The sequence below is a fragment of the Mycobacterium sp. genome (genome assembly GCF_032159565.1).
Lineage (GTDB): Bacteria > Actinomycetota > Actinomycetes > Mycobacteriales > Mycobacteriaceae > Mycobacterium.
In genome coordinates, this window is sequence record NZ_JAVHWR010000155.1 from 34,780 (window position 1) to 53,633 (window position 18,854).

Sequence of the window (18,854 nt, forward strand, 5' to 3'; positions counted from 1 at the left end):
CCGCGTTACCAAAGCAGAAGGAGCGGTGGGCCTACAAGTCGCAGAGGTCAGGGGCCCGTGGCAGGCAGTCCGGTGTAGGCGGGGACCGACGGTGGCGGGATCGGAAGTCCGCACCGGATGAGGTCGTACATCGGTACCCGATCGATTCGGTACTTCGTCAATGCGTAGGCGTGCAACACATTTGACAGGAACCGCCGCGGACCCATCGGCCCGCGGATCGATGTCAGCATCGACTCGGTGGCCGGGCACTTCAGTGCCTCCTCGGCTTGCGCTATCCAGTCCTGGTCGAGGTAGGGCGGAAGGTAGGGGGGCTCCTTCAGGAAGGGTCCCTCGGCGACGGCCCAGTCGGGGAAGAGGTTCTTGTCGTGTCCGATGCGGCCGTCTTCCAGGCGCGCGGTGTGGGCCGCCAGCGGATTCGCGAGGCCGATCTGGTCGATGACCCGGACGTCGAGGCCGACGTTCATGCCGAGCATGCCGAGGTTGGTGAAAAAGACGGTGTGCGGTCCGATGTAGGCCTTGCGCACCTCTGCCGGCGTGTCCGGCGGTGGCGGTATGGCGGGCACGACGTCCCAGCGGTCGTAGTTGCCCGACGGCAGCAGAAGCGCACCGTCCGGTGTGTTGTTCAGCGCGACCAGCACTGCGCGCATCCGCGGGTAGTCCAGATAGTCGGCGGCGGTGAGCGGATGTGCGCGGCCCGTTGCCTGCGAGTAGAACCGTCGTTCGTCGACGATGCCCGTGTAGGTCACGCGGGTGGCGTCCGGGCCCATCCCCGGCGCGTTGGCGGCCCACAGCGACCAGCCGACGACGGCGAGCCATAACACCGTGGTGATGCCCGCAAGCTGGTAACCGATACCGCGACTGAACTTTTCGCCGTCCGGTAGCAGAACCGGTATCACCGCGACCGGTGCGATCAGGCAGAACATCGGCGTCAGCAGGACCCTGCCGTGCATGAAGTCGCCGCCCTGCCGGATCCAGTAGAGCGCCTGCAGCAGGCCGCTGACGACGATGAACAACACCACGGAGGGCGGGCTCTGCACCATCCGTGCGAGCCTGCTGTAGCCGTAGGGCGCAGGCCGCCGGATCCACCACGGACGGCTGCGGGTGATCAGCAGGATGAGCGCGAGTATCGCCAGCAGCAGCGCGGGCACCCACAACAGATAGGGCTGGTCGAAGTTAGTGAGGTAAACCCAGCCCTGTGCCCACTTGTTGCCCGATGCGTCCTTCGCCAAAGCTGTCTGGGGAAAGAGCAATCCGTAGTAACCCATTCGGAAGATCTCATATGCGATCGGAAGCAGTCCGCCCGAGGCGACGATCAGCACCCGGCGCCGCCAGCCCCGTGCCGAGACCAGCATCATGACCAGAGCGAGTCCGCCGACGAGCGCGAGTTCCGGTCGGACCAGCACCGACAGACCGGCCACGAATGCGAGCGCGCCGTCGAACACCGCGCTGACCGCATTTCGCTGTGTGCTGTCCTGGTGGCCGCGCAAGGCTTGCGACCAGCACACCATCATCCACCACAACAGGCCGAGATAGGCCAGCACCAAACCGTTTTCGAGCCCCGAGGTGGCGAAGTCACGGGCCGGCGGAACCGCCATGTAGACCAGCACGCCCGCGGGCAGAAGCAGCGCCCTGCGGCCCTGCAGGCTCGGCGCGTACAACCGCGCGGCGCCGAGCATCAGGAAGACGACGCCCGCCACGCTGAGCAACAGGGCAAGCCACAGGGTCACGTACTCGAGCTGGGTGGGCCCCCCGATGAGGCCGCCGAGGTAGTTCAGGTAGGTCCACACCGTCGACGTGTTCGACTCGACGCGCTCACCCTTGTTGAAGACCGGACCATTGCCGGCCAGCAGATTTCGCACGGTGCGCAACACAATGAGGCCGTCGTCGGCGATCCAGCGGCGTTGCCACGCGCCCCAGCCGAACAGTGCGCCGGCAACGAGCACGCTCAGCCAAAGGCTGGTTCGAGTGGTGATGTCGTAGGGAAACGCGGGCCCGCGTCTAGCCCAGGAGAACTGCGGCACCGATGGTTCCGATCCACGCGACGGCCAGAAGCTGGAGCACCCGGTCCTTCAACGCGATCTCCTCCGGTTCGCCGGCCAGTCCGCCGTCGACGTCGACGGCATAACGCAGAATCGCGATCGTGAACGGAATCATCGTGATCGCGTACCAGGACGCGTTGGCCCCGTCGCGCTCGAAGGCCCACAGCCCGTAACAAACCACCATCGCGGTCGCCGACAACGTCCAGACGAACCGGAGGTAGGTCGATGTGTAGCTCTCGAGCGACTTGCGGATCTTCGCCCCCGTCCTCTCGGAGAGCTGCAGCTCGGCGTAGCGCTTGCCCGCCACCATGAACAGCGAGCCGAACGTCATCACCAGCAGGAACCATTGCGACAGCTGGATATTCGCCGCCACACCGCCGGCGATCGCCCGGATCAGGTACGCCGACGAGACGATGCAGATGTCGAGCACCGCTTGGTGTTTGAGGCCGAAGCAGTATGCGAGTTGCATTGCGATGTAGACGCCGATCACCCCGGCCAGGTTCGGCGTCGCGAGAAACGACACCGCCAGGCCCGCCACCGCGAGCACCACAGAGGTGCAGTAGGCCAGCCACGGCGGCACCACGCCTGCGGCGATGGGCCGGAACCGTTTGGTCGGATGTGCGCGGTCGGCCTCGACGTCGCGGGCGTCGTTGACGAGATAGACGGACGACGCCGCGAGGGAGAACGCCACGAACGCGATGGAGACGTTGAAGGCCACGTGGCGCCAGTCGTAGTTCACGTCACTGCCGAGGGCGGCGACGGGGGCGATCAGCACGAGCAGGTTCTTCACCCACTGGCGCGGCCGCGCCGCCTTGATCAGGCCGGTGACCACATTGCTGGGTGGGCCCTTGACCGGTGCCTGTTGTTCACTCATCTTCGCCGAACTCTCTGCACTGCTGTCACTTGAGATGCTCATGAATCTCCTTCGGCCCTGGCCGCCATGTGACCCACCGTCTTCGCGACGGCCGCGCCGACTGCCACGCCGGTGATCACGTCGGTGGGATAGTGCACGCCGAGGACCAACCGGGACAACGCCATCGGCGGTACCAGCAACGCGGGCAGCGGCCACCCCGTCGCGTGCGCCAACAGTATCGACGCCGCGGTGGTCGAGGTCGCGTGCGCGGACGGGAAGCTGAGCCTGCTCGGCGTGCCGACGTTCACGACGATGTCCGGGTGATGCGGGCGTTCGCGTCGCACCACCCGCTTGATGATGACCGCGGCGGCGTGCGCGGCGACCGCACCGAATCCGGCGGCCAGCCACATGCGCCGCTTTCGCGGTTCCAGCAGCGCACCGACAGCGGCGACCGCGAGCCATCCGATGCTGTGTTCACCGAAGTGCGAAAGGGCGCGCGCACCGGCGAGAACGCCGGGGCGGCCGGCCAACGCCGACTGGACGGCCACCAACGCGGCCTCCTCACCGCGCTGGGTCCACGCGCGAAGCGCTGGGGAGGTCTCAGTCATGCGCGGGCGTCTCGAGAAAAACGGCCTCCCACTGCTGGACACCGGAGAGCATCGGAAGCGCGTCCCGGTATGCCTTGCGCATCGCGTCGAAGCGCCGCTGCAGTTTTCGCTGGCTACGCAGCGAGGCCCGCAAGAGTGCAAACATCTTGGCCCGGTCTCGCTGTCTGTACACCACGCCACGGCTGTCCGCGGTCGTGACGGTCACTCCGTCGACATTGCACAGCAGAAACCAGCGCGAATCCTGGGTGGACACGTTCAACTGCGGCCGCTCGTGATGCACGGCATCAGCCTTGCCGAGGTTGTGCATGATTCCGCGAACAAGCCGAACCGCCTTGCCAGGTGCGGTTTTCGGCTCCCCCACGCGACCCGCCATTCCCGATGGCGGCGGCAGTTCGGTCGCCGAGGGGAGGATCACCGCGTCGGGGTAGTCGCGGCGAAGGCGGTGCACCTCCGGCAGGGCCGACTCGAGTATCGAGAAGATGTGCTCCGGCCCGGCGAGGAAGTCGTCCATCGCCTTGTTCTGGATCGCGACGGTCGAATACTCAAGGCACAGGAGGTGTTTCAACGTGGCCTTCAGATGGCTGCGCACCAGTCCGCGCACGTCGCCGTCCCAGTGCAGCGCCGCGACCACCAACCGGTTGCGCAGATGGAAGTACGCCTGCCAGTCGATGGCGTCGTCCTTGTCGCTCCAGGCCATGTGCCAGATGGCGGTGCCCGGCATGGTTACGGTGGGATATCCGTGCTCGGCGGCCCGCAGCCCGTAATCGGCGTCATCCCACTTGATGAAGAGCGGCAACGGCTGACCGAGCTCGTCGGCGACGGCGCGCGGGATCATGCACATCCACCAGCCGTTGTAGTCGACGTCGACGCGGCGGTGCAGCAGCTTGCTGTCGGAATAGCGGTCGTTCAACGGATTTCGCGCGAAGTCGTGGTCGTACTTGGTGTGCGGCGCGTTGGTCCACATGAAGTCGTGTCTGCCGACGACCTCGCCCATCACGTGCAGATGCGACGGGTCCTGAAGGTTCAGCATCTGACCGCCGACCAGCATCGGCGTCTTGGCGAACCGGCTCATTGCCAGCGCCCGCAGGATCGAGTCGGGCTCGATGCGGATGTCGTCGTCCATGAACAGGATCTGCTGGCAGTCTGTGTTCTTCAGCGCTTCGTACATCACGCGGCTGTAGCCGCCGGAACCGCCGAGGTTGGGCTGGTCATGAATCGACAGCCGGGTGCCCAGCGGCGCTGAGGCGTCTGCGAAGTCCGGGTGGTCGCGCAGCTTCCTGGTGCCTTGATCCGGCACGATCACCGCGCCGACCACCTCGTCGACCAACGGATCCGACGTCAATGCGCGCAGCGTGTCGACGCAGTCGTCGGGGCGGTTGAAGGTGGGCATACCCACCGCGATGTTCGCCGTGCCGGGGGCAGGCACCGGCGCATACCAGCCGGCGTTGTGCAGCGTGACGGCGCTGTCGGTGGTGATGTCGAACCAGATCCAGCCGCCGTCCTCGAACGGCTGGAGACCGATCTCGAACTCGACGGAGGCGGTGCCGACAATGGATCCGGAGGCGGTGCCGACAATGGATCCGGAGGCGGTGCCGGCAATGGATCCGGGCTCGTCGCCGTCGTGATGAAACGGCCTGCCCTCGACGAAGATTCGGGCACCGGTGGCCTTGCTGCGGTACACGTCGACCCGGCCGGTACCGGTCAACTCGGCGCGCAGCACCACCGATCGCAACGTCGACCAGCGCCGCCAGTAGCTCGCGGGAAACGCATTGAAGTACGTCGCGAACGACACTTCCGATTCGGCGCCGATCTGCAGCGTCGTTCGCGTCGCCGCGTGAGCGCGGCGGGCGTTGGTGGCCGACTCTTCGACGTATAGCTTGCGGACGTCGAGCGGTTCGCCGGGGCGCGGCAGGATGATCCGGGACAGCAGGCTGACCGCAGTACCACTCATGCGGTGACCTCGCGAAGCGGCGCACCGTCGCGCAGGTGTGGAGCCAGCACGTTGTCGTACATGTTCAGCGCGCTGGCGATCGCCATGTGCATATCGAGGTACTGGTAGGTGCCCAACCGGCCGCCGAACAACACCCTGGCATCAGTGGTTTCGGCCTTCGCCCTGGCGCGGTATGCGGCCAGCAGCGTGCGATCGCTCTCGGTGTTGATCGGATAGTAGGGCTCGTCGTCGTCATCGGCGAAGCGCGAGTACTCCCGCATGATCACGGTTTTGTCGGACGGGTAGGTGCGTTCGGGATGGAAGTGCCGGAACTCGTGGATACGCGTAAAGGGCACATCTTCGTCGTTGTAGTTCATCACCGGGGTGCCCTGGAAATCACCGGTGGACAGCACCTCGAGATCGAAATCCAGTGTCCGCCAGCCCAATCGGCCCTCGGCGTAATCGAAATACCGGTCCAGGGGGCCGGTATAGACCACCGGCGCGTCAGGGCTCTGCGCGCGTAGCGAGTCCCGCACGTCGAACCAGTCGGTGTCCAGCCGCACCTCGATGCGATCGTCGGCGGCCATGTTCTTCAGCCACGCGGTGTAGCCGTCGACCGGCAGGCCCTCGTAGGTGTCGTTGAAGTAGCGGTTGTCGAACGTGTAGCGCACCGGCAGCCGGGTGATGTTGCTCGCAGGCAGTTCCTTCGGGTCGGTCTGCCACTGCTTGGCGGTGTAGTGCTTGATGAACGCCTCGTACAGTGGGCGCCCGACCAGGCTGATCGCCTTCTCCTCGAAGTTCTTCGCTTCGGCGGTCTCGATCTCGGCGGCTTGCTCCCGGATCAGCCTGCGGGCCTCGTCCGGCGTGAAGTACTTGCCGAAGAACTGCGACACCAGGCCCAGGCCCATCGGGAACTGGTAGGCCTGCCCGTTGTGCATCGCGTACACCCGGTGCTGGTATCCGGTGAAGTCGGTGAACTGCCGGACGTAGTCCCACACCTTCTCATTGGAGGTGTGGAACAGGTGCGCGCCGTAGCGGTGCACCTCGATGCCCGTCTGCGGCTCGGGCTCGGAGTACGCGTTGCCGCCGATATGCGGGCGTCGGTCCAGTACCAGGACTCGCTTGTCCAGCTGGGTCGCCACGCGCTCGGCGATCGTCAGACCGAAGAATCCGGAACCGACGACAAAGAGGTCATAACGAGCGGTCATCGGCAGCCAGGGTATCCGACCAGGCTTGCGCCGCCCGAATCCAATACGGGCTCAATGTCGCGATTCGCTCACGATTCCATATCGTCACTCTATTCACATCAGTCACACCCGTACCATCAATCACGTACCGCTCTATACGTAGTCCACATATTGAGGAGTTCCCGTGCCTAACCGACGTCGACGCAGGCTCTCGACAGCCACGAGCGCAGTCGCCGCCCTGGCCGTCGTGAGTCCTTTTGCATATTCCGCCATCGCAGACATCACCAAACCCGCGCCACAACCTCGTGAGTTCCGGTCGGCCGCGATGGTCACCGACCTGCCCAACGAGCTGATGTCCGCGCTTTCGCAAGGGTTGTCGCAGTTCGGCGTCAACCTACCCGCCATGCCGACCGGCCTGACCGGCAGTCCGGCGGCGGCGATGCCGACGACACTGACCGCGCCCAACGCGCTCGCGTCACCGGGCCTGGCGTCGCCTGCGCTGACGCCTGGCCTCGCGTCGCCCGGCCTCACTCCCGGTCTGACCACGCCTGCGCTGGGCGCTGACCCGACGGCGGCGGCGGCGCTGGCCGATCCGGCGCTGACCAACCCCGCGTTGACCAATCCCGCGCTCCCGACACCGGGTGGCCCTGCGGGGATGCCGGGGCTTGGAACCGAAGCGACGGCGGCCAACCCTGCCTTGAATCCTGCGCTGACCAGTCCGACCGGCGCACTCCCCGGCGGGTTGACAACGCCTTCGGTGACGGGTCTTGATCCGGCGCTGGCGACGACGCCGATCTCGAACGCCGCAGGCCTGCCCAATCCGGGCGAGGTGCCGATCTCGGCGCCCATCGGTCTCGATCCCATGGGTGCTGCCGGTGGACAGACGTTCCCGCTCCTCGGCGCCGGCAACCTGGGCTCCACAGTGCCCGCGAGCACGGGTAGCACCGGCCTGCTCGGAGATCTCAGCAGTGCGGCCCAGCAACTGGGTGCCGGCCAGGCGATCGACCTGCTCAAGGGCGTGGTGATGCCGATGATCACCTCGGCGATGAAGCCCGCCGCGGCAGCCGCGCCGCCGCTGCCCGTGCCCGCACCCCCGGCCCCTGCCGGATAGTCCTGCCCCCCAAAACGGCGCCGCAGAGCCAAGTGGCGGGTTCTGCGGCGCCGTTGCAGGCATGGTCTGAGATAAGTACGCAGCTCGCCGTGTCGAAACACGAGCAACAACTGACCCATACGTAACATCAATCTGTGCCGTCTCGCCACCACCCGATGCTTTTCACCGCGATCGCGGGGACCGTGGTGATTCTGCCGTGGGTGCTGCCAAGCACACCCTTCGACGAGGACAGGCGGCCGCTCGCCGAGCAGACCCAGTTATCACAGCAGCCACTGACCGGCCTCGGCGGCGGCGAAACGATCCGCGAAGTACACCAGGAGACACCTTTCTCCCTCGTCGCGCTCACCGCGGCCGACCTCAGCGGGACTTCGGCCCGGGTGCGGGCCAAGAAGCCCGACGGCTCGTGGGGGCCGTGGTACGAGGCGGAGAACCTCGACGGCGTCGGCGACGGATCGTCCGCACCACGAGGCACCGAGCCGGTGTTCGTCGGGCTCACCACCACCGTCCAGATCGCGGTGAACCGGCCGCCAGGCGCGACGGCGTCAGGGCCGCAGAAGCCGGTCGAGACCGCACCTGCCAAGCCGGATCTCGGTTACGTTCCCGCCAACACCAATCAGCCGTTCGGCCAGAACGTCAACGCGGTACTGATCAGCCCGCCCGAGGCGCCGATCGGCGACCTGCCGAACGCGGTGACGCCGCCCGGTCAGCCGCCGGCGGTCATCACCAGGGCGCAGTGGGGCGCCGACGAGTCGATGAAGTGTCCCAACACCGTCTACGACCAAGGCGTTCGGGCCGGCATCGTGCACCACACCGCGGGAAGCAACGACTACGGCCCGCAGGATTCCGCGGCGATCGTGCGCTCGATCTACGCCTATCACACCCGCACTCTGGGCTGGTGCGACATCGCCTACAACGCGCTGGTCGACAAGTACGGGCAGGTCTTCGAGGGCCGGGCGGGCGGCATGGACAAACCGGTCGAGGGCTCTCACACCGGCGGATTCAACAAGGACACCTGGGCGGTGGCGATGCTCGGCAACTTCGACCTCGAGCCGCCCACACCCATCCTGCTGCGCACGGTCGGCCGGCTGCTCGGTTGGCGGCTCGGCATCGACCACGTCGATCCGCGCGGCACCGTCGTGTTGACGTCCGCCGGCGGGTCGTTCACCCATTTCCCCCGCGGCGCCACGCCCACCCTGCCGACGATCTTCACTCACCGCGACGTCGGTAACACCGACTGCCCCGGCAACGCGGCGTATGCGGCGATGGACCAGATCCGGGACATCGCTGCTCGTTTCAACGAACCACTGCCGCCGCCGAGCCTGACCGACCAGCTTCGCGGCGGCGCGATTCTGGCCAAGTGGGAGTCGATGGGCGGGCAGAACAGCCCTCTCGGTGCACCGAGATCGCTGGAAGCGGCCGGCGAGGGCAACGCCCGCTACGCAACCTTCGACAGGGGCGCGGTCTACTGGTCACCGGAGAGCGGGGCCGAACCGCTCACCGGGGCGATCTACGACGCATGGGCGTCGCTCGGGTACGAGCGCGGCGTGCTGGGCCTGCCGACGAGCGGCGAGATTGCCGAGCCGCAGTGGATCGTGCAGAACTTTCAGCACGGCACGCTGAACTTCGACCGTGAAAATGCCACGGTGACAAGGGTTATCGACGGCGTACCCGAGGAACTGCCACCACCCTCTGACGACGGTCCGCCCGTGCAGCTGGAACGGATCAAGCCCATCGACGTGAGCTGAGCGCGCCGGTCACATCCACCAGCGTTCGAGCACGCGGGCCAGGCCGTCGTCGGAGTTGGACGTGGTGACCTCGTCGGCCGCGTCGACGGTCTCGGGGTGTGCATTGCCCATCGCCACCCCGAGACCCGCCCACCGCAGCAGCGGGATGTCGTTGGGCATGTCACCGAAGGCCACCACATCCTCGGCGGTGATCTCGTAGGGCCGTGCGACCTCTTCGACGCCGGTGGCCTTGCTGATGCCAAGCGGCACGACCTCGATAAGGCCGTTGTTGGTCGAGTAAGTGATATCGCCCTGCAGGCCGACATGTTTGGCGAGTTCAGCGGCCATGTCCGAACTGCGCGCACCCGCCTTGCGGACCAACAGCTTGATCGCGGGCGCGGCGAGCAGATCATCGACGGACACCTCGGTGTTGTCCGGATTCAGCCAGGCGTGTTCATAGCCCGGCGAGCTGACGAACTGCGGGGTCGCCGCGTCATGCGCGCTGCGGCCCACCCGCTCGACCGCAAGGCCCGCACCGGGGATGACGCGGGTTGCGATCTCGGCGAGCTCCGCCAACTGATCTGACGACAGCGTCCGCGACGACACGATGCGGTCGGTGGCCGGGTCGTAGATCACCGCACCGTTCGCGCACACCGACATCGGCGCGAACCCGAGCGCGTCCACGACGGGCTGCACCCACCTCGGAGGGCGGCCGGTCGCCAGCACGAACCGGGCACCGGCATCCACCGCGGCGCGCACTACACTGCGGGTGCGGGGACTGACGTTCTCGTCGTCGTCGAGCAGCGTGCCGTCCACGTCACTCGCGATCAGCGCAGGCAAGGTCATCGCGGCGATCCACCTTCGTTTCTCGCCTCGGTCATCGCGGCGACTTGCGGGCGCGCTCGGCCAGCTCGATCTCGTCGAGCACCTTGGCCTCCTCGGGCGTCGGAGCCGAGCCACCCATCCGCCGGGGCACCCAGTACGCGCCCGCCGGATGTTCGTAGGACTCCTGAACCTGATGCAACGCCGTGGTCATCGCCTCCCGCATCGCGGCGTCGGTCAGCTCGACGGTGTCCGCAGGCTGCACCGGCGCCCCGGCCATGACGGTCACCGGGATCTTCGCGCGCCTGAGCTTGCGCGGATGGTCCTTGGTCCACCGGCGATGCGCACCCCAGACAATCAGCGGAATGATCGGCACCTGTGCGTCTATCGCCATCCGGGCGGCGCCTGTCTTGAACTCCTTGAGCTCGAAGCTGCGGCTGATGGTGGCCTCCGGGTACACGGCGACGAGTTCGCCCGCGCGCAGCCGTTGCACCGCCACCTCGTACGCGCCTGCGCCCGCTCTGCGGTCGACCGGGATCGTGCCGGTGTGCCGGATCAGGAAGTTGACGACCTTCACCTCCGTCATCTCCTGCTTGATCATGAAGCGCAACCGGCGGTGCCGTTTGTAGGCGGCCAGGGCGGCAGGCATCCAGTCCAGGTAGCTGGTGTGGTTGACCGCGATCACCGCACCTCCGCGTGCAGGGATGTTCTCCAGGCCCCGGTAGGTGATGCGGGTGCCCGATACGGCGACGCCTGCCGAGCAGGTTAGCTCCAGCGTGCGGAAAACCGGTTCCATCGTCTCTAGCCCGACGCTCCTGCCGGGTCACCCCGCTGCGCACGCCGGGCGGCCTTCTCGGCGGCTTCGTCGGCGTCCATCAGATTCGCCTCGGCCAGCGATGGCGCCCCGCCGCCGAGCCGGTGCGGCACCCAGTATTCGCCCGGCGGATGCGGGCCGTACTCGTCCTGGACCTTCTCCAGCAGATGCTGCATCCGCGAGTGCAGCAGCGCGGTCAGCTCGGTCGCGGGCAGGGTCGGCATGATGGGTTCGCCGACGGCCACGGTGATCGGCACCTTGGGCCGCCACATGTTCTTCGGATGCCCCTTCGTCCACACTCGCTGCGCACCCCAGACGATGTGGGGCACGATCGGCACATCGCAGGCGATGGCCATCCGCGCCGCGCCCGACTTGCACTCCTTGATCTCGAAGCTGCGGCTGATGGTGGCTTCGGGGTAGACGCCGACCAGTTCGCCTTCCTTGAGTTTCTGGCAGGCCTGCGCGAAGGACTCCCCGCCGCTGGTGCGGTCCACCTCGATGTGGCGCAGGCTACGCATGATCGGCCCGGTGATCTTGTGGTCGAAGACTTCTCTCTTGGCCATGAACCGCACCTTGCGGCCGCGCTTCTGCCGGTATGCGGGCAGCCCGGCGAAGGTGAAGTCGAAGTAGCCGGTGTGGTTGATCGCGACCACGGCACCGCCGGTGACCGGCAGGTTCTCCACGCCGGTGACAGTGAACTTCAGCCCCTGCGCCTTCCAGATCAGGCGGGCGAGTTGGATCACAGTCCCGTATACCGGTTCCACATCAGGCAGCCTAGTCGCGTGTCTGCGCCCCGCGAACCCGGTCGTCGCCGGCCGGGTCGAACACCACCGCCGGCGGGGGAACGCCGGCGACGTCTCGTCGCATTAGAATCGGCCGGACGGACATTTCCCCAGCGAAAGGGCATTGGTGCAGGTCACGAGCGTCGGGCACGCCGGTTTCCGGATCGACACGCAGGCCGGGAGCATCCTGTGCGACCCCTGGGTGAACCCGGCCTACTTCGGTTCATGGTTCCCGTTCCCCGACAACAGCGCGTTGGACTGGGACGCGCTCGGCGACTGTGACTATCTCTATGTCTCGCACCTGCACAGGGATCACTTCGATCCCGACCACCTGCGTGCGCACGTCAACAAGGACGCGGTCGTGCTGCTGCCCGACTATCCGGTGCCCGATCTGCAGCGCGAGCTGGAGAAGCTGGGCTTCCATCGCTTCTTCGAGACGACCGACTCCGTCAAGCACACCGTCAGTGGGCCGAAGGGCGACCTCGATGTGATGATCATCGCGTTGCGCGCTCCCGCGGACGGCCCCATCGGTGACTCCGGTCTGGTGGTCGACGACGGAGAAACGGTGGCATTCAACATGAATGACGCCAGGCCGGTCGATCTCGACGTGGTGCACGCGGACTTCGGTCAGGTCGACGTGCACATGCTGCAGTACTCGGGCGCGATCTGGTACCCGATGGTCTACGACATGCCCGGGCGGGCCAAGGAGGCGTTCGGCACCCAGAAGCGGCAGCGTCAGATGGACCGTTGTCGTCAGTACATCAGTCAGGTCGGCGCCACCTGGGTGGTCCCGTCCGCCGGTCCGCCGTGCTTCCTCGATCCGGAACTGCGCGACCTCAACGACGACCACGGCGACCCGGCCAACATCTTCCCCGACCAGATGGTGTTCCTCGACCAGATGCGCACCCACGGCCACCACGGCGGTCTGCTGCTGATCCCCGGATCGACGGCCGATTTCACCGGCGCACAGTTGAATTCGGTGACACATCCGGTGCCCGATGACGAGCTGGAGGCGATCTTCACCACCGGCAAGGCCGGCTACATCGCCGAGTACGCCGATCGGATGGCGCCGGTGCTCGCGGCCGAGAAGGCCCGCTGGGCGCCCGCAGAAGGCGAGTCGCTGCTGGAGCCTCTGCGCGCGCGATTCGAGCCCATCATGAGCCAGAGCGACCAGATCTGCGACGGCATCGGCTATCCCGTCGAATTGCGCCTGGGTGCCGAGACGGTAGTGCTTGACTTCCCGAAGCGTGCTGTGCGCGAGCCCATTCCGGACGAGAAGTTCCGTTACGGGTTCGCCATCGCACCGGAACTCGTGCGGACGGTGCTGCGTGACGAGGAGCCGGACTGGGTCAACACGATCTTCCTGTCCACCCGATTCGCCGCCTGGCGAGTCGGTGGCTACAACGAGTATCTCTACACGTTCTTCAAATGCCTGACCGATGAACGCATCGCGTATGCCGACGGCTGGTTCGCCGAAGCGCACGACGACTCCGCCTCGATCGACATGGACGGCTACCAAATGCAGCGCCGCTGCCCGCACCTGAAGGCCGACCTGTCGAAGTTCGGCATTGTCGAGGGCTCGACACTGACCTGCAACCTGCACGGTTGGCAATGGAATCTGGACACCGGCCGATGCCTGACGTCCAAGGGCCACGAATTGCGGTGCGCGCGGATATGAGCGCCGCACCTCAGCAGTACTACGACGACGGGCAGATCCAGCTCGACAAGGAAGCGCTCACGATTCGGCGGTACCACTTCCCGTCGGGCACGTCGAAGATCATTCCGCTGCGGGCCATCCGCGGGTACAAGGCCGAGCCCCTCGGTGTGTTCACCGAGCGGTTCCGCATCTGGGGAAGCTGGGATCCGCGCCGCTGGCTGCCGCTCGACATGTGGCGGCCGATCAAGTCGACGCTGGTGACGCTCGATGTGAAAGGTGCGCGGCCCGCACCCGCGTTCACGCCCCAGCGGCCCAAGGAGTTCCTCGCCAAGCTCGACGAGCTGCTCGGAAACTAAGTTCCGGGCTCCAGCACCTCGGTTCCGACGTAGGGCACCAGTGCCGCGGGCACCCGCACGCTGCCGTCGGGCTGCTGGTGGTTCTCCAGGATCGCCACCAACCAGCGAGTGGTGGCCAACGTCCCGTTGAGGGTGGCCGCTGCCTGCGGCTTACCGTTCTCGTCGCGGTAGCGGATCGCCAGACGACGGGCCTGGAAGGTCGAGCAGTTCGACGTCGAGGTCAGCTCCCGGTATGTCTGCTGCGTCGGTATCCAGGCCTCGCAGTCGTACTTGCGCACCGCGGATGCACCCAGATCCCCTGCGGCGATGTCGATGACGCGGTAGGGCACCTCGATGTTGGCCAGCATCTGACGCTCCCAGCCGAGCAGGCGCTCGTGTTCGGCCTCCGCCTCTTCCGGCTTGCAGTAGACGAAGCCCTCGACCTTGTCGAACTGGTGCACGCGAATGATTCCGCGGGTGTCCTTGCCGTGGCTGCCCGCCTCGCGCCTGAAGCACGACGACCAGCCCGCGTAGCGGAGCGGGCCTGCGGACAGATCGAGGATCTCGTCGGAGTGGTAGCCGGCCAGCGGCACCTCCGACGTGCCGACGAGGTAGAGGTCGTCGGCCTCGAGCCGGTACACCTCTTCACTGTGCGCGCCGAGGAACCCGGTGCCCTCCATGATCTCGGGCCGAACCAGAACCGGCGGGATGACGAGCGTGAAGCCGTTGTCCGTAGCGAGCCGGACCGCGAGCTGCATCAGGCCGAGTTGCAGCAGCGCGCCGTAGCCGGTGAGGAAGTAGAACCGTGCGCCGGAAACCTTCGCGCCCCGTTCCAGGTCGAACAGCCCGAGCGATTCACCAAGGGCCACATGGTCTTTCGGATCGGCGATGGCCGGAGGTTCGCCGACGGTATCGAGAACCACGAAGTCGTCTTCGCCGCCGGAGGGGACGCCGTCCATGACGACGTTGGATATCGCCATATGCGCGGCGGTGAACGCCCTGTCCGCATCCGCCTGCGCGGACTCGGCCGCCTTCACCTTGTCCGCGAGCGCCTTGGCCTCCTGCAGCAGCGCAGGACGCTCCTCCTTGGACGCCGCACCGACCTTTTTGCTCGCGGCTTTTTGTTCGGCGCGCAGGTTGTCGGCCGCCGACACGGCGGCACGACGGGCCGCATCGGCCTCCAGCAGGACGTCGACGAGACCGGGATCCTCACCGCGGGCGCGCTGTGACGCCCGCACCGCATCCGGGTTTTCGCGCAGGAACCTGAGGTCGATCACGGCGCAACCCTACCGTCGGGGGCACAACCTCATAACGTTACATCTGCCTCACTTGTCACAGCCCCCGACGCGCCTGTCACAATAGAGCAGATGTTGGATGCACCCGAGCGGGTCGAAACGACCGCCGACGAGGCAGAACACCCCACCCGCAAGGTGACGTGGTGGCGCAGTTTGCACGCCACATCCACCCGGCGCGCACTGCTGCTGACCGCTCTCGGCGGACTCCTGATCGCCGGCGTGCTCACCGCGCTGCCGCGCGGCGAGGGCCCCAGTACCCCCGGCGCGATAACGCTGGGCCTGCGCGGGGCGGAGACGTTCAGCAAGGCCAAGAGCGGTGACTGCCTGAACTGGCCAGAACGCAACCCGGATGGCGCCCAGGTCGTCGACTGCAAGGGCGAGCACCGGTTCGAGGTCGCGGAGTCGGTCGACATGCAGACCTTCCCTGGCAGCGAGTACGGTCCCGACGCCGAGCCGCCGTCACCGTCGCGCATCCAGCAGATCAGCCAGGAGCAGTGCCAGGTGGCGGTGCGCCGCTATCTTGGCGAGCGATTCGACCCGAACAGCCGCTTCACCGTGAGCATGATGTGGTCGGGCGACAAGGCGTGGCGGCAGTCCGGCGAGCGGCGCATGCTGTGCGGCCTGCAACTGCCCGGCGCCAACAACTCTCAGCTCGCGTTTCAGGGCAAGATCGCCGAGGTGGACCAGTCCAAGGTCTGGCCCGCGGGAACGTGCCTGGGCATCGACCCATCCACCAACCAGCCGACCGACATCCCGGTGGACTGCGCAGGCCCGCATGCCATGGAGGTGACCGGCGCCGTCAACGTCGCCGAGAAGTTCCCGGCCGGGCTGCCACCCGAGCCCGACCAGGATGCGTTCATCAAGGACGCCTGCACCCGGATGACCGATGCCTATCTGGCGCCCCTCCAGTTGCGCAGCACCACACTCACGCTGATCTACAGCACCCTTTCGCTGCCCAGCTGGTCGGCGGGCAGCCACCAGGTGTCGTGCAGCATCGGCGCCACGCTCGGCAACGGCGGCTGGTCCACGCTGCTCAACAGCGCCAGGGGCCCGCTGCAGATCAACGGCCAGCCTCCCATTCCGCCGCCGGACATCCCCGAGGAGCGGCTGAACTTCCCGCCCATCCCGATGCCCGACACGTCCTCGTCGGCCGGCCAGAGCAGCGGCTCCTACGACCAGAGCGACTCGAGTCAGTCGAGTCAGTCGACGCAACAGACCCAGCACGGCCAGCAGCCGTCCCAGAACACGGCGACCCAGTCGCCGTCGACGCCTGCTGCCCCGGCGCCCGGCCCCGACGGCAACACGTCCCTGAACGGGCCGCCGCCCGGTGACGCGCCGCCGCCCGGTGACGCAGCCGCACCGCCGCCCGCAGGCGTTCCCGCCCCAGTGGATCCGGCCGCCCCGCCTGCCGCGCCGGCCGCGCCTGGGCCCGCCCCTGGGCCGGCCCCTGCCGAACCCGTGATACCGCCACCGCCTGGGGCGTAGTCCGGTGGCCGTGCGGATGAGCCCGCAACGGTTTGAGGCGCTGGTGTCTGACGCGCTCGATCTGATCCCGCCCGACCTGGCCGCGGCGATCGACAACGTCGTCGTACTGGTCGAGGACCGCGACCCCGAAGAACCAGATCTGCTGGGCCTGTATCACGGCATAGCGCTGACCGAACGCGACTCCTGGTATGCGGGGTCGCTGCCCGACACGATCACGATCTATCGCGAAGCCCTGCTGGACATCTGCGGCACCGAGGACGAGGTCGTCGATGAGGTGGCCATCACGGTCATTCACGAGATCGCCCACCACTTCGGCATCGACGACGAGCGCTTGCACGAACTCGGTTGGGCCTGAAGCCATCAGCGCGGCAACCGCGGATTACCCGCCGGTGGTGCTATGAACGGGCCATGGACAGCGACTGTCGCGGGTGTCGAGACAGTCTCGACCACTGCCACGGCACCGTCATCCATCACGCGCTGGCCCGGTCGGAGTGCACCGAGGACGACTGCGTGACGCCCGAAGTCGTGCACACCTTCGTCATCGACTGCGAGGCGATCAGCTGCGGCTGCGCTCAGCCCATCGGATCAGCCGACGACAGGGCGTCCTCCACCGGGTGAACGTGGGGCTCCGGATAGAACGGCGGGCTGTTGGGGCCCCAGTGCAGACAGCTCCACCGGCCGTCCGTGATCGGCGCCAGCACCACCGACTCCGCGTTGGCCAGATGATGGTCGAGGACGAAGCTGCCGTCGACTCCCGCCAACGTGGCGGCAACCAGCCGGATCGCCGCGCCGTGGCTGACGACGATGATGTCCCCATCCCACGCGTCGTCGTCGAGATAGCGCATCCGCAGTTGCGTGATCACCGGGACGTAGCGGTCGAGCACCTGCGTTGCCGATTCGCCGTCGGGCAGCCGCAGGTCCGGCTCGCCCTCGTGCCACCGCTGATAGATCGCATTGAACTCCTCGATGGCCGAATCGTCGTTGCGGTCCTCCAGCGCGCCGACCTGCACCTCGTGAATGCCTTCGAGCTCGTGCGGATCGAGCTTCAGCTCGCCGCCGATCTCGGCCGCCGTCTGCGAGGCGCGCACCGCGACGCTGTGCGCAACCATCCCGACCTCGTGCGGCCAATCGCGGGCGAAGGTGCGCGCCTGTTCGCGCCCGAGGTCGGTGAGCTCCCTACCCGGCGGGCGGGTGTCCAGCCGTCGCTCGATGTTGCTGTGCGACTGGCCGTGACGGACGAGCACCAGCCTGCCGCTCATCGCTTCCCGTCCCGAAGTCGGCTCAACCAGCTGGTCGCATCGTTCAACTGCGGCGGCAGCGCGCCCGCGGCCGATCCCGTCGGCCATGACCCCAGATATCGCACACCAGCACAACGACGGTGAAGCGCCTTGAGTGCCTCCGCGACGGCGTCATCCTCGATGTGACCGACGCAGTCGAGGAAGAAGATGTAGGTGCCCAACTCTTTTCGAGTCGGCCGGGATTCGATGCGGATCAAGTCGATGTCGCGGATGGCGAACTCGGTCATCGCCGACACCAGCGCACCCGGCACATTGTCGAGCTTCAGCACCACCGACGTGCGGTCCGAACCGGTGCTCGGCGGTGGTGGGCCCGGCGGGCCCGCCAGCACGAAACGGGTCCTGGCGTTCGGCTCGTCGACGACATCGGACGCCAGTGCGGCCAGCCCGTACCGCTGCGCCGCAAGTGCGGTGCTCACACCGGCGTCGGCGCGACCTTCGGCGACGTCGTTGGCCGCCGCGGCGTTCGAGTTGGCCGGTACCAGCCGCGCATCGGGGAGATTGGCGGCCAGCCAGTTGCGCACCTGCGCGCCGGCGACCGGGAACGCGGCGACGGTTTCCACGTCCGCCGCGGTGGCGCCGGAGCGCACCACGATGGTGAAAGCCACGTCGAGGGTGAGCTCCGCGAAGATCTGAAGCTCCGCCCCGGACGCGAGCGCGTCCAGCGTCGGCAGCACCGACCCCTCGATGGAGTTCTCGATCGGCACGCACGCATGGTCGGCATCGCCGGACCGCACTGCGGCCAGCGCAGCCGTGGTGCTGTCGGCGGGTAGCGGCGTGAAGCCGTCCGACGGGCCGCCACCAGGTATCAATCCGCCGTCCGTCATGCGGATCAGCGCCGCCTCGGTGAAGGTTCCCTCCGGTCCGAGGTAGGCGATGCGCGGCACGAATCAACCCTATCGGTTCGGCCGCTGCTG

The 18,854-nt window shown here is 67.1% G+C and carries 18 protein-coding genes; 7 read left to right on the forward strand and 11 right to left on the reverse strand.

Annotated features, from left to right (window positions below):
- Positions 1–47: 47 nt before the first annotated feature.
- From aftB to glf, 5 genes are read right to left on the reverse strand one after another with little or no spacing between them, the layout of a single operon-like run.
- Positions 48–2,021 carry a terminal beta-(1->2)-arabinofuranosyltransferase gene (gene aftB, locus QOC76_RS21135; RefSeq protein ID WP_526360026.1) on the reverse strand — a complete coding sequence of 658 codons (1,974 nt, stop codon included), beginning with the start codon at positions 2,019–2,021 and terminating at the stop codon, positions 48–50.
- Positions 1,999–2,913 carry a decaprenyl-phosphate phosphoribosyltransferase gene (locus QOC76_RS21140; protein WP_526360081.1) on the reverse strand — a complete coding sequence of 305 codons (915 nt, stop codon included), beginning with the start codon at positions 2,911–2,913 and terminating at the stop codon, positions 1,999–2,001. The genes aftB and QOC76_RS21140 overlap by 23 nt, the downstream gene beginning before the upstream one ends.
- Before the next feature lie 38 nt (positions 2,914–2,951).
- Positions 2,952–3,500: a phosphatase PAP2 family protein gene (locus QOC76_RS21145; protein WP_526360028.1), complete on the reverse strand. Its 549-nt coding sequence runs from the start codon at positions 3,498–3,500 to the stop codon at positions 2,952–2,954.
- Positions 3,493–5,451, reverse strand: a complete 1,959-nt coding sequence (locus QOC76_RS21150) for a glycosyltransferase family 2 protein (protein WP_526360030.1) — start codon at positions 5,449–5,451, stop codon at positions 3,493–3,495. Before QOC76_RS21150 ends, QOC76_RS21145 begins: the two co-directional genes overlap by 8 nt.
- Positions 5,448–6,638, reverse strand: a complete 1,191-nt coding sequence (gene glf / locus QOC76_RS21155) for a UDP-galactopyranose mutase (RefSeq protein ID WP_526360032.1) — start codon at positions 6,636–6,638, stop codon at positions 5,448–5,450. The genes QOC76_RS21150 and glf overlap by 4 nt, the downstream gene beginning before the upstream one ends.
- Positions 6,639–6,801: 163 nt before the next feature.
- On the opposite strand from glf, the gene QOC76_RS21160 reads away from it, so the two are divergent.
- A complete protein-coding gene (locus QOC76_RS21160) occupies positions 6,802–7,728 on the forward strand; it encodes a hypothetical protein (protein WP_526360034.1) in 927 nt (308 codons plus the stop codon).
- Between the two features lie 155 nt (positions 7,729–7,883).
- Positions 7,884–9,473 (forward strand): N-acetylmuramoyl-L-alanine amidase, encoded by a 1,590-nt coding sequence (locus QOC76_RS21165; RefSeq protein WP_526360083.1) that lies wholly within the window; start codon positions 7,884–7,886, stop codon positions 9,471–9,473.
- A gap of 9 nt (positions 9,474–9,482) precedes the next feature.
- Here QOC76_RS21165 and QOC76_RS21170 read toward each other — a convergent pair whose 3' ends face one another.
- From QOC76_RS21170 to QOC76_RS21180, 3 genes are read right to left on the reverse strand one after another with little or no spacing between them, the layout of a single operon-like run.
- The gene (locus tag QOC76_RS21170; RefSeq protein WP_526360036.1) at positions 9,483–10,298 is read right to left on the reverse strand and encodes a Cof-type HAD-IIB family hydrolase; all 816 of its coding nucleotides are present in this window, start codon (positions 10,296–10,298) and stop codon (positions 9,483–9,485) included.
- Positions 10,299–10,329: 31 nt separating this feature from the next.
- The gene (locus tag QOC76_RS21175; RefSeq protein ID WP_526360038.1) at positions 10,330–11,070 is read right to left on the reverse strand and encodes a lysophospholipid acyltransferase family protein; all 741 of its coding nucleotides are present in this window, start codon (positions 11,068–11,070) and stop codon (positions 10,330–10,332) included.
- A gap of 5 nt (positions 11,071–11,075) precedes the next feature.
- Positions 11,076–11,852 carry a lysophospholipid acyltransferase family protein gene (locus tag QOC76_RS21180; RefSeq protein ID WP_526360040.1) on the reverse strand — a complete coding sequence of 259 codons (777 nt, stop codon included), beginning with the start codon at positions 11,850–11,852 and terminating at the stop codon, positions 11,076–11,078.
- 145 nt (positions 11,853–11,997) lie between these two features.
- On the opposite strand from QOC76_RS21180, the gene QOC76_RS21185 reads away from it, so the two are divergent.
- Positions 11,998–13,548 carry a Rieske 2Fe-2S domain-containing protein gene (locus QOC76_RS21185; protein WP_526360042.1) on the forward strand — a complete coding sequence of 517 codons (1,551 nt, stop codon included), beginning with the start codon at positions 11,998–12,000 and terminating at the stop codon, positions 13,546–13,548.
- The gene (locus QOC76_RS21190) at positions 13,545–13,883 is read left to right on the forward strand and encodes a hypothetical protein (protein ID WP_526360044.1); all 339 of its coding nucleotides are present in this window, start codon (positions 13,545–13,547) and stop codon (positions 13,881–13,883) included. Before QOC76_RS21185 ends, QOC76_RS21190 begins: the two co-directional genes overlap by 4 nt.
- On the opposite strand, the gene serS is transcribed toward QOC76_RS21190, so the two are convergent.
- Positions 13,880–15,139: a serine--tRNA ligase gene (serS, locus tag QOC76_RS21195; RefSeq protein WP_526360046.1), complete on the reverse strand. Its 1,260-nt coding sequence runs from the start codon at positions 15,137–15,139 to the stop codon at positions 13,880–13,882. The genes QOC76_RS21190 and serS overlap by 4 nt on opposite strands.
- Positions 15,140–15,220: 81 nt before the next feature.
- Here serS and QOC76_RS21200 point away from each other — a divergent pair, with 81 nt between their 5' ends.
- The 3 genes from QOC76_RS21200 to QOC76_RS21210 are packed head-to-tail and all read left to right on the forward strand — an operon-like array spanning position 15,221 to position 17,260.
- Positions 15,221–16,642, forward strand: a complete 1,422-nt coding sequence (locus QOC76_RS21200; protein ID WP_526360086.1) for a septum formation family protein — start codon at positions 15,221–15,223, stop codon at positions 16,640–16,642.
- 4 nt (positions 16,643–16,646) lie between these two features.
- Positions 16,647–16,997, forward strand: coding sequence for a metallopeptidase family protein (locus tag QOC76_RS21205; protein ID WP_526360048.1), 351 nt, complete (start codon positions 16,647–16,649; stop codon positions 16,995–16,997).
- 53 nt (positions 16,998–17,050) lie between these two features.
- Positions 17,051–17,260, forward strand: coding sequence for a hypothetical protein (locus QOC76_RS21210; protein WP_526360050.1), 210 nt, complete (start codon positions 17,051–17,053; stop codon positions 17,258–17,260).
- Here QOC76_RS21210 and QOC76_RS21215 read toward each other — a convergent pair.
- Together QOC76_RS21215 and pheA are read right to left on the reverse strand one after the other, a co-directional pair.
- A complete protein-coding gene (locus QOC76_RS21215; RefSeq protein WP_526360052.1) occupies positions 17,215–17,901 on the reverse strand; it encodes a histidine phosphatase family protein in 687 nt (228 codons plus the stop codon). The two genes, QOC76_RS21210 and QOC76_RS21215, sit on opposite strands and share 46 nt — an antisense overlap.
- Entirely contained in the window at positions 17,898–18,824 is a 927-nt protein-coding gene (gene pheA / locus QOC76_RS21220; RefSeq protein WP_526360054.1) for a prephenate dehydratase, read from the reverse strand. The genes QOC76_RS21215 and pheA overlap by 4 nt, the downstream gene beginning before the upstream one ends.
- Between the last annotated feature and the right edge of the window lie 30 nt (positions 18,825–18,854).

Coding starts and splice junctions, on each gene's coding strand:
- QOC76_RS21140 (WP_526360081.1), bottom strand. CDS start 2,913: ATGAGTGAACAACAGGCACCGGTCAAGGGCCCACCCAGCAATGTGGTC.
- QOC76_RS21145 (WP_526360028.1), bottom strand. CDS start 3,500: ATGACTGAGACCTCCCCAGCGCTTCGCGCGTGGACCCAGCGCGGTGAG.
- QOC76_RS21150 (WP_526360030.1), bottom strand. CDS start 5,451: ATGAGTGGTACTGCGGTCAGCCTGCTGTCCCGGATCATCCTGCCGCGC.
- glf (WP_526360032.1), bottom strand. CDS start 6,638: ATGACCGCTCGTTATGACCTCTTTGTCGTCGGTTCCGGATTCTTCGGT.
- QOC76_RS21165 (WP_526360083.1), top strand. CDS start 7,884: ATGCTTTTCACCGCGATCGCGGGGACCGTGGTGATTCTGCCGTGGGTG.
- QOC76_RS21170 (WP_526360036.1), bottom strand. CDS start 10,298: ATGACCTTGCCTGCGCTGATCGCGAGTGACGTGGACGGCACGCTGCTC.
- QOC76_RS21175 (WP_526360038.1), bottom strand. CDS start 11,070: ATGGAACCGGTTTTCCGCACGCTGGAGCTAACCTGCTCGGCAGGCGTC.
- QOC76_RS21190 (WP_526360044.1), top strand. CDS start 13,545: ATGAGCGCCGCACCTCAGCAGTACTACGACGACGGGCAGATCCAGCTC.
- QOC76_RS21210 (WP_526360050.1), top strand. CDS start 17,051: ATGGACAGCGACTGTCGCGGGTGTCGAGACAGTCTCGACCACTGCCAC.
- QOC76_RS21215 (WP_526360052.1), bottom strand. CDS start 17,901: ATGAGCGGCAGGCTGGTGCTCGTCCGTCACGGCCAGTCGCACAGCAAC.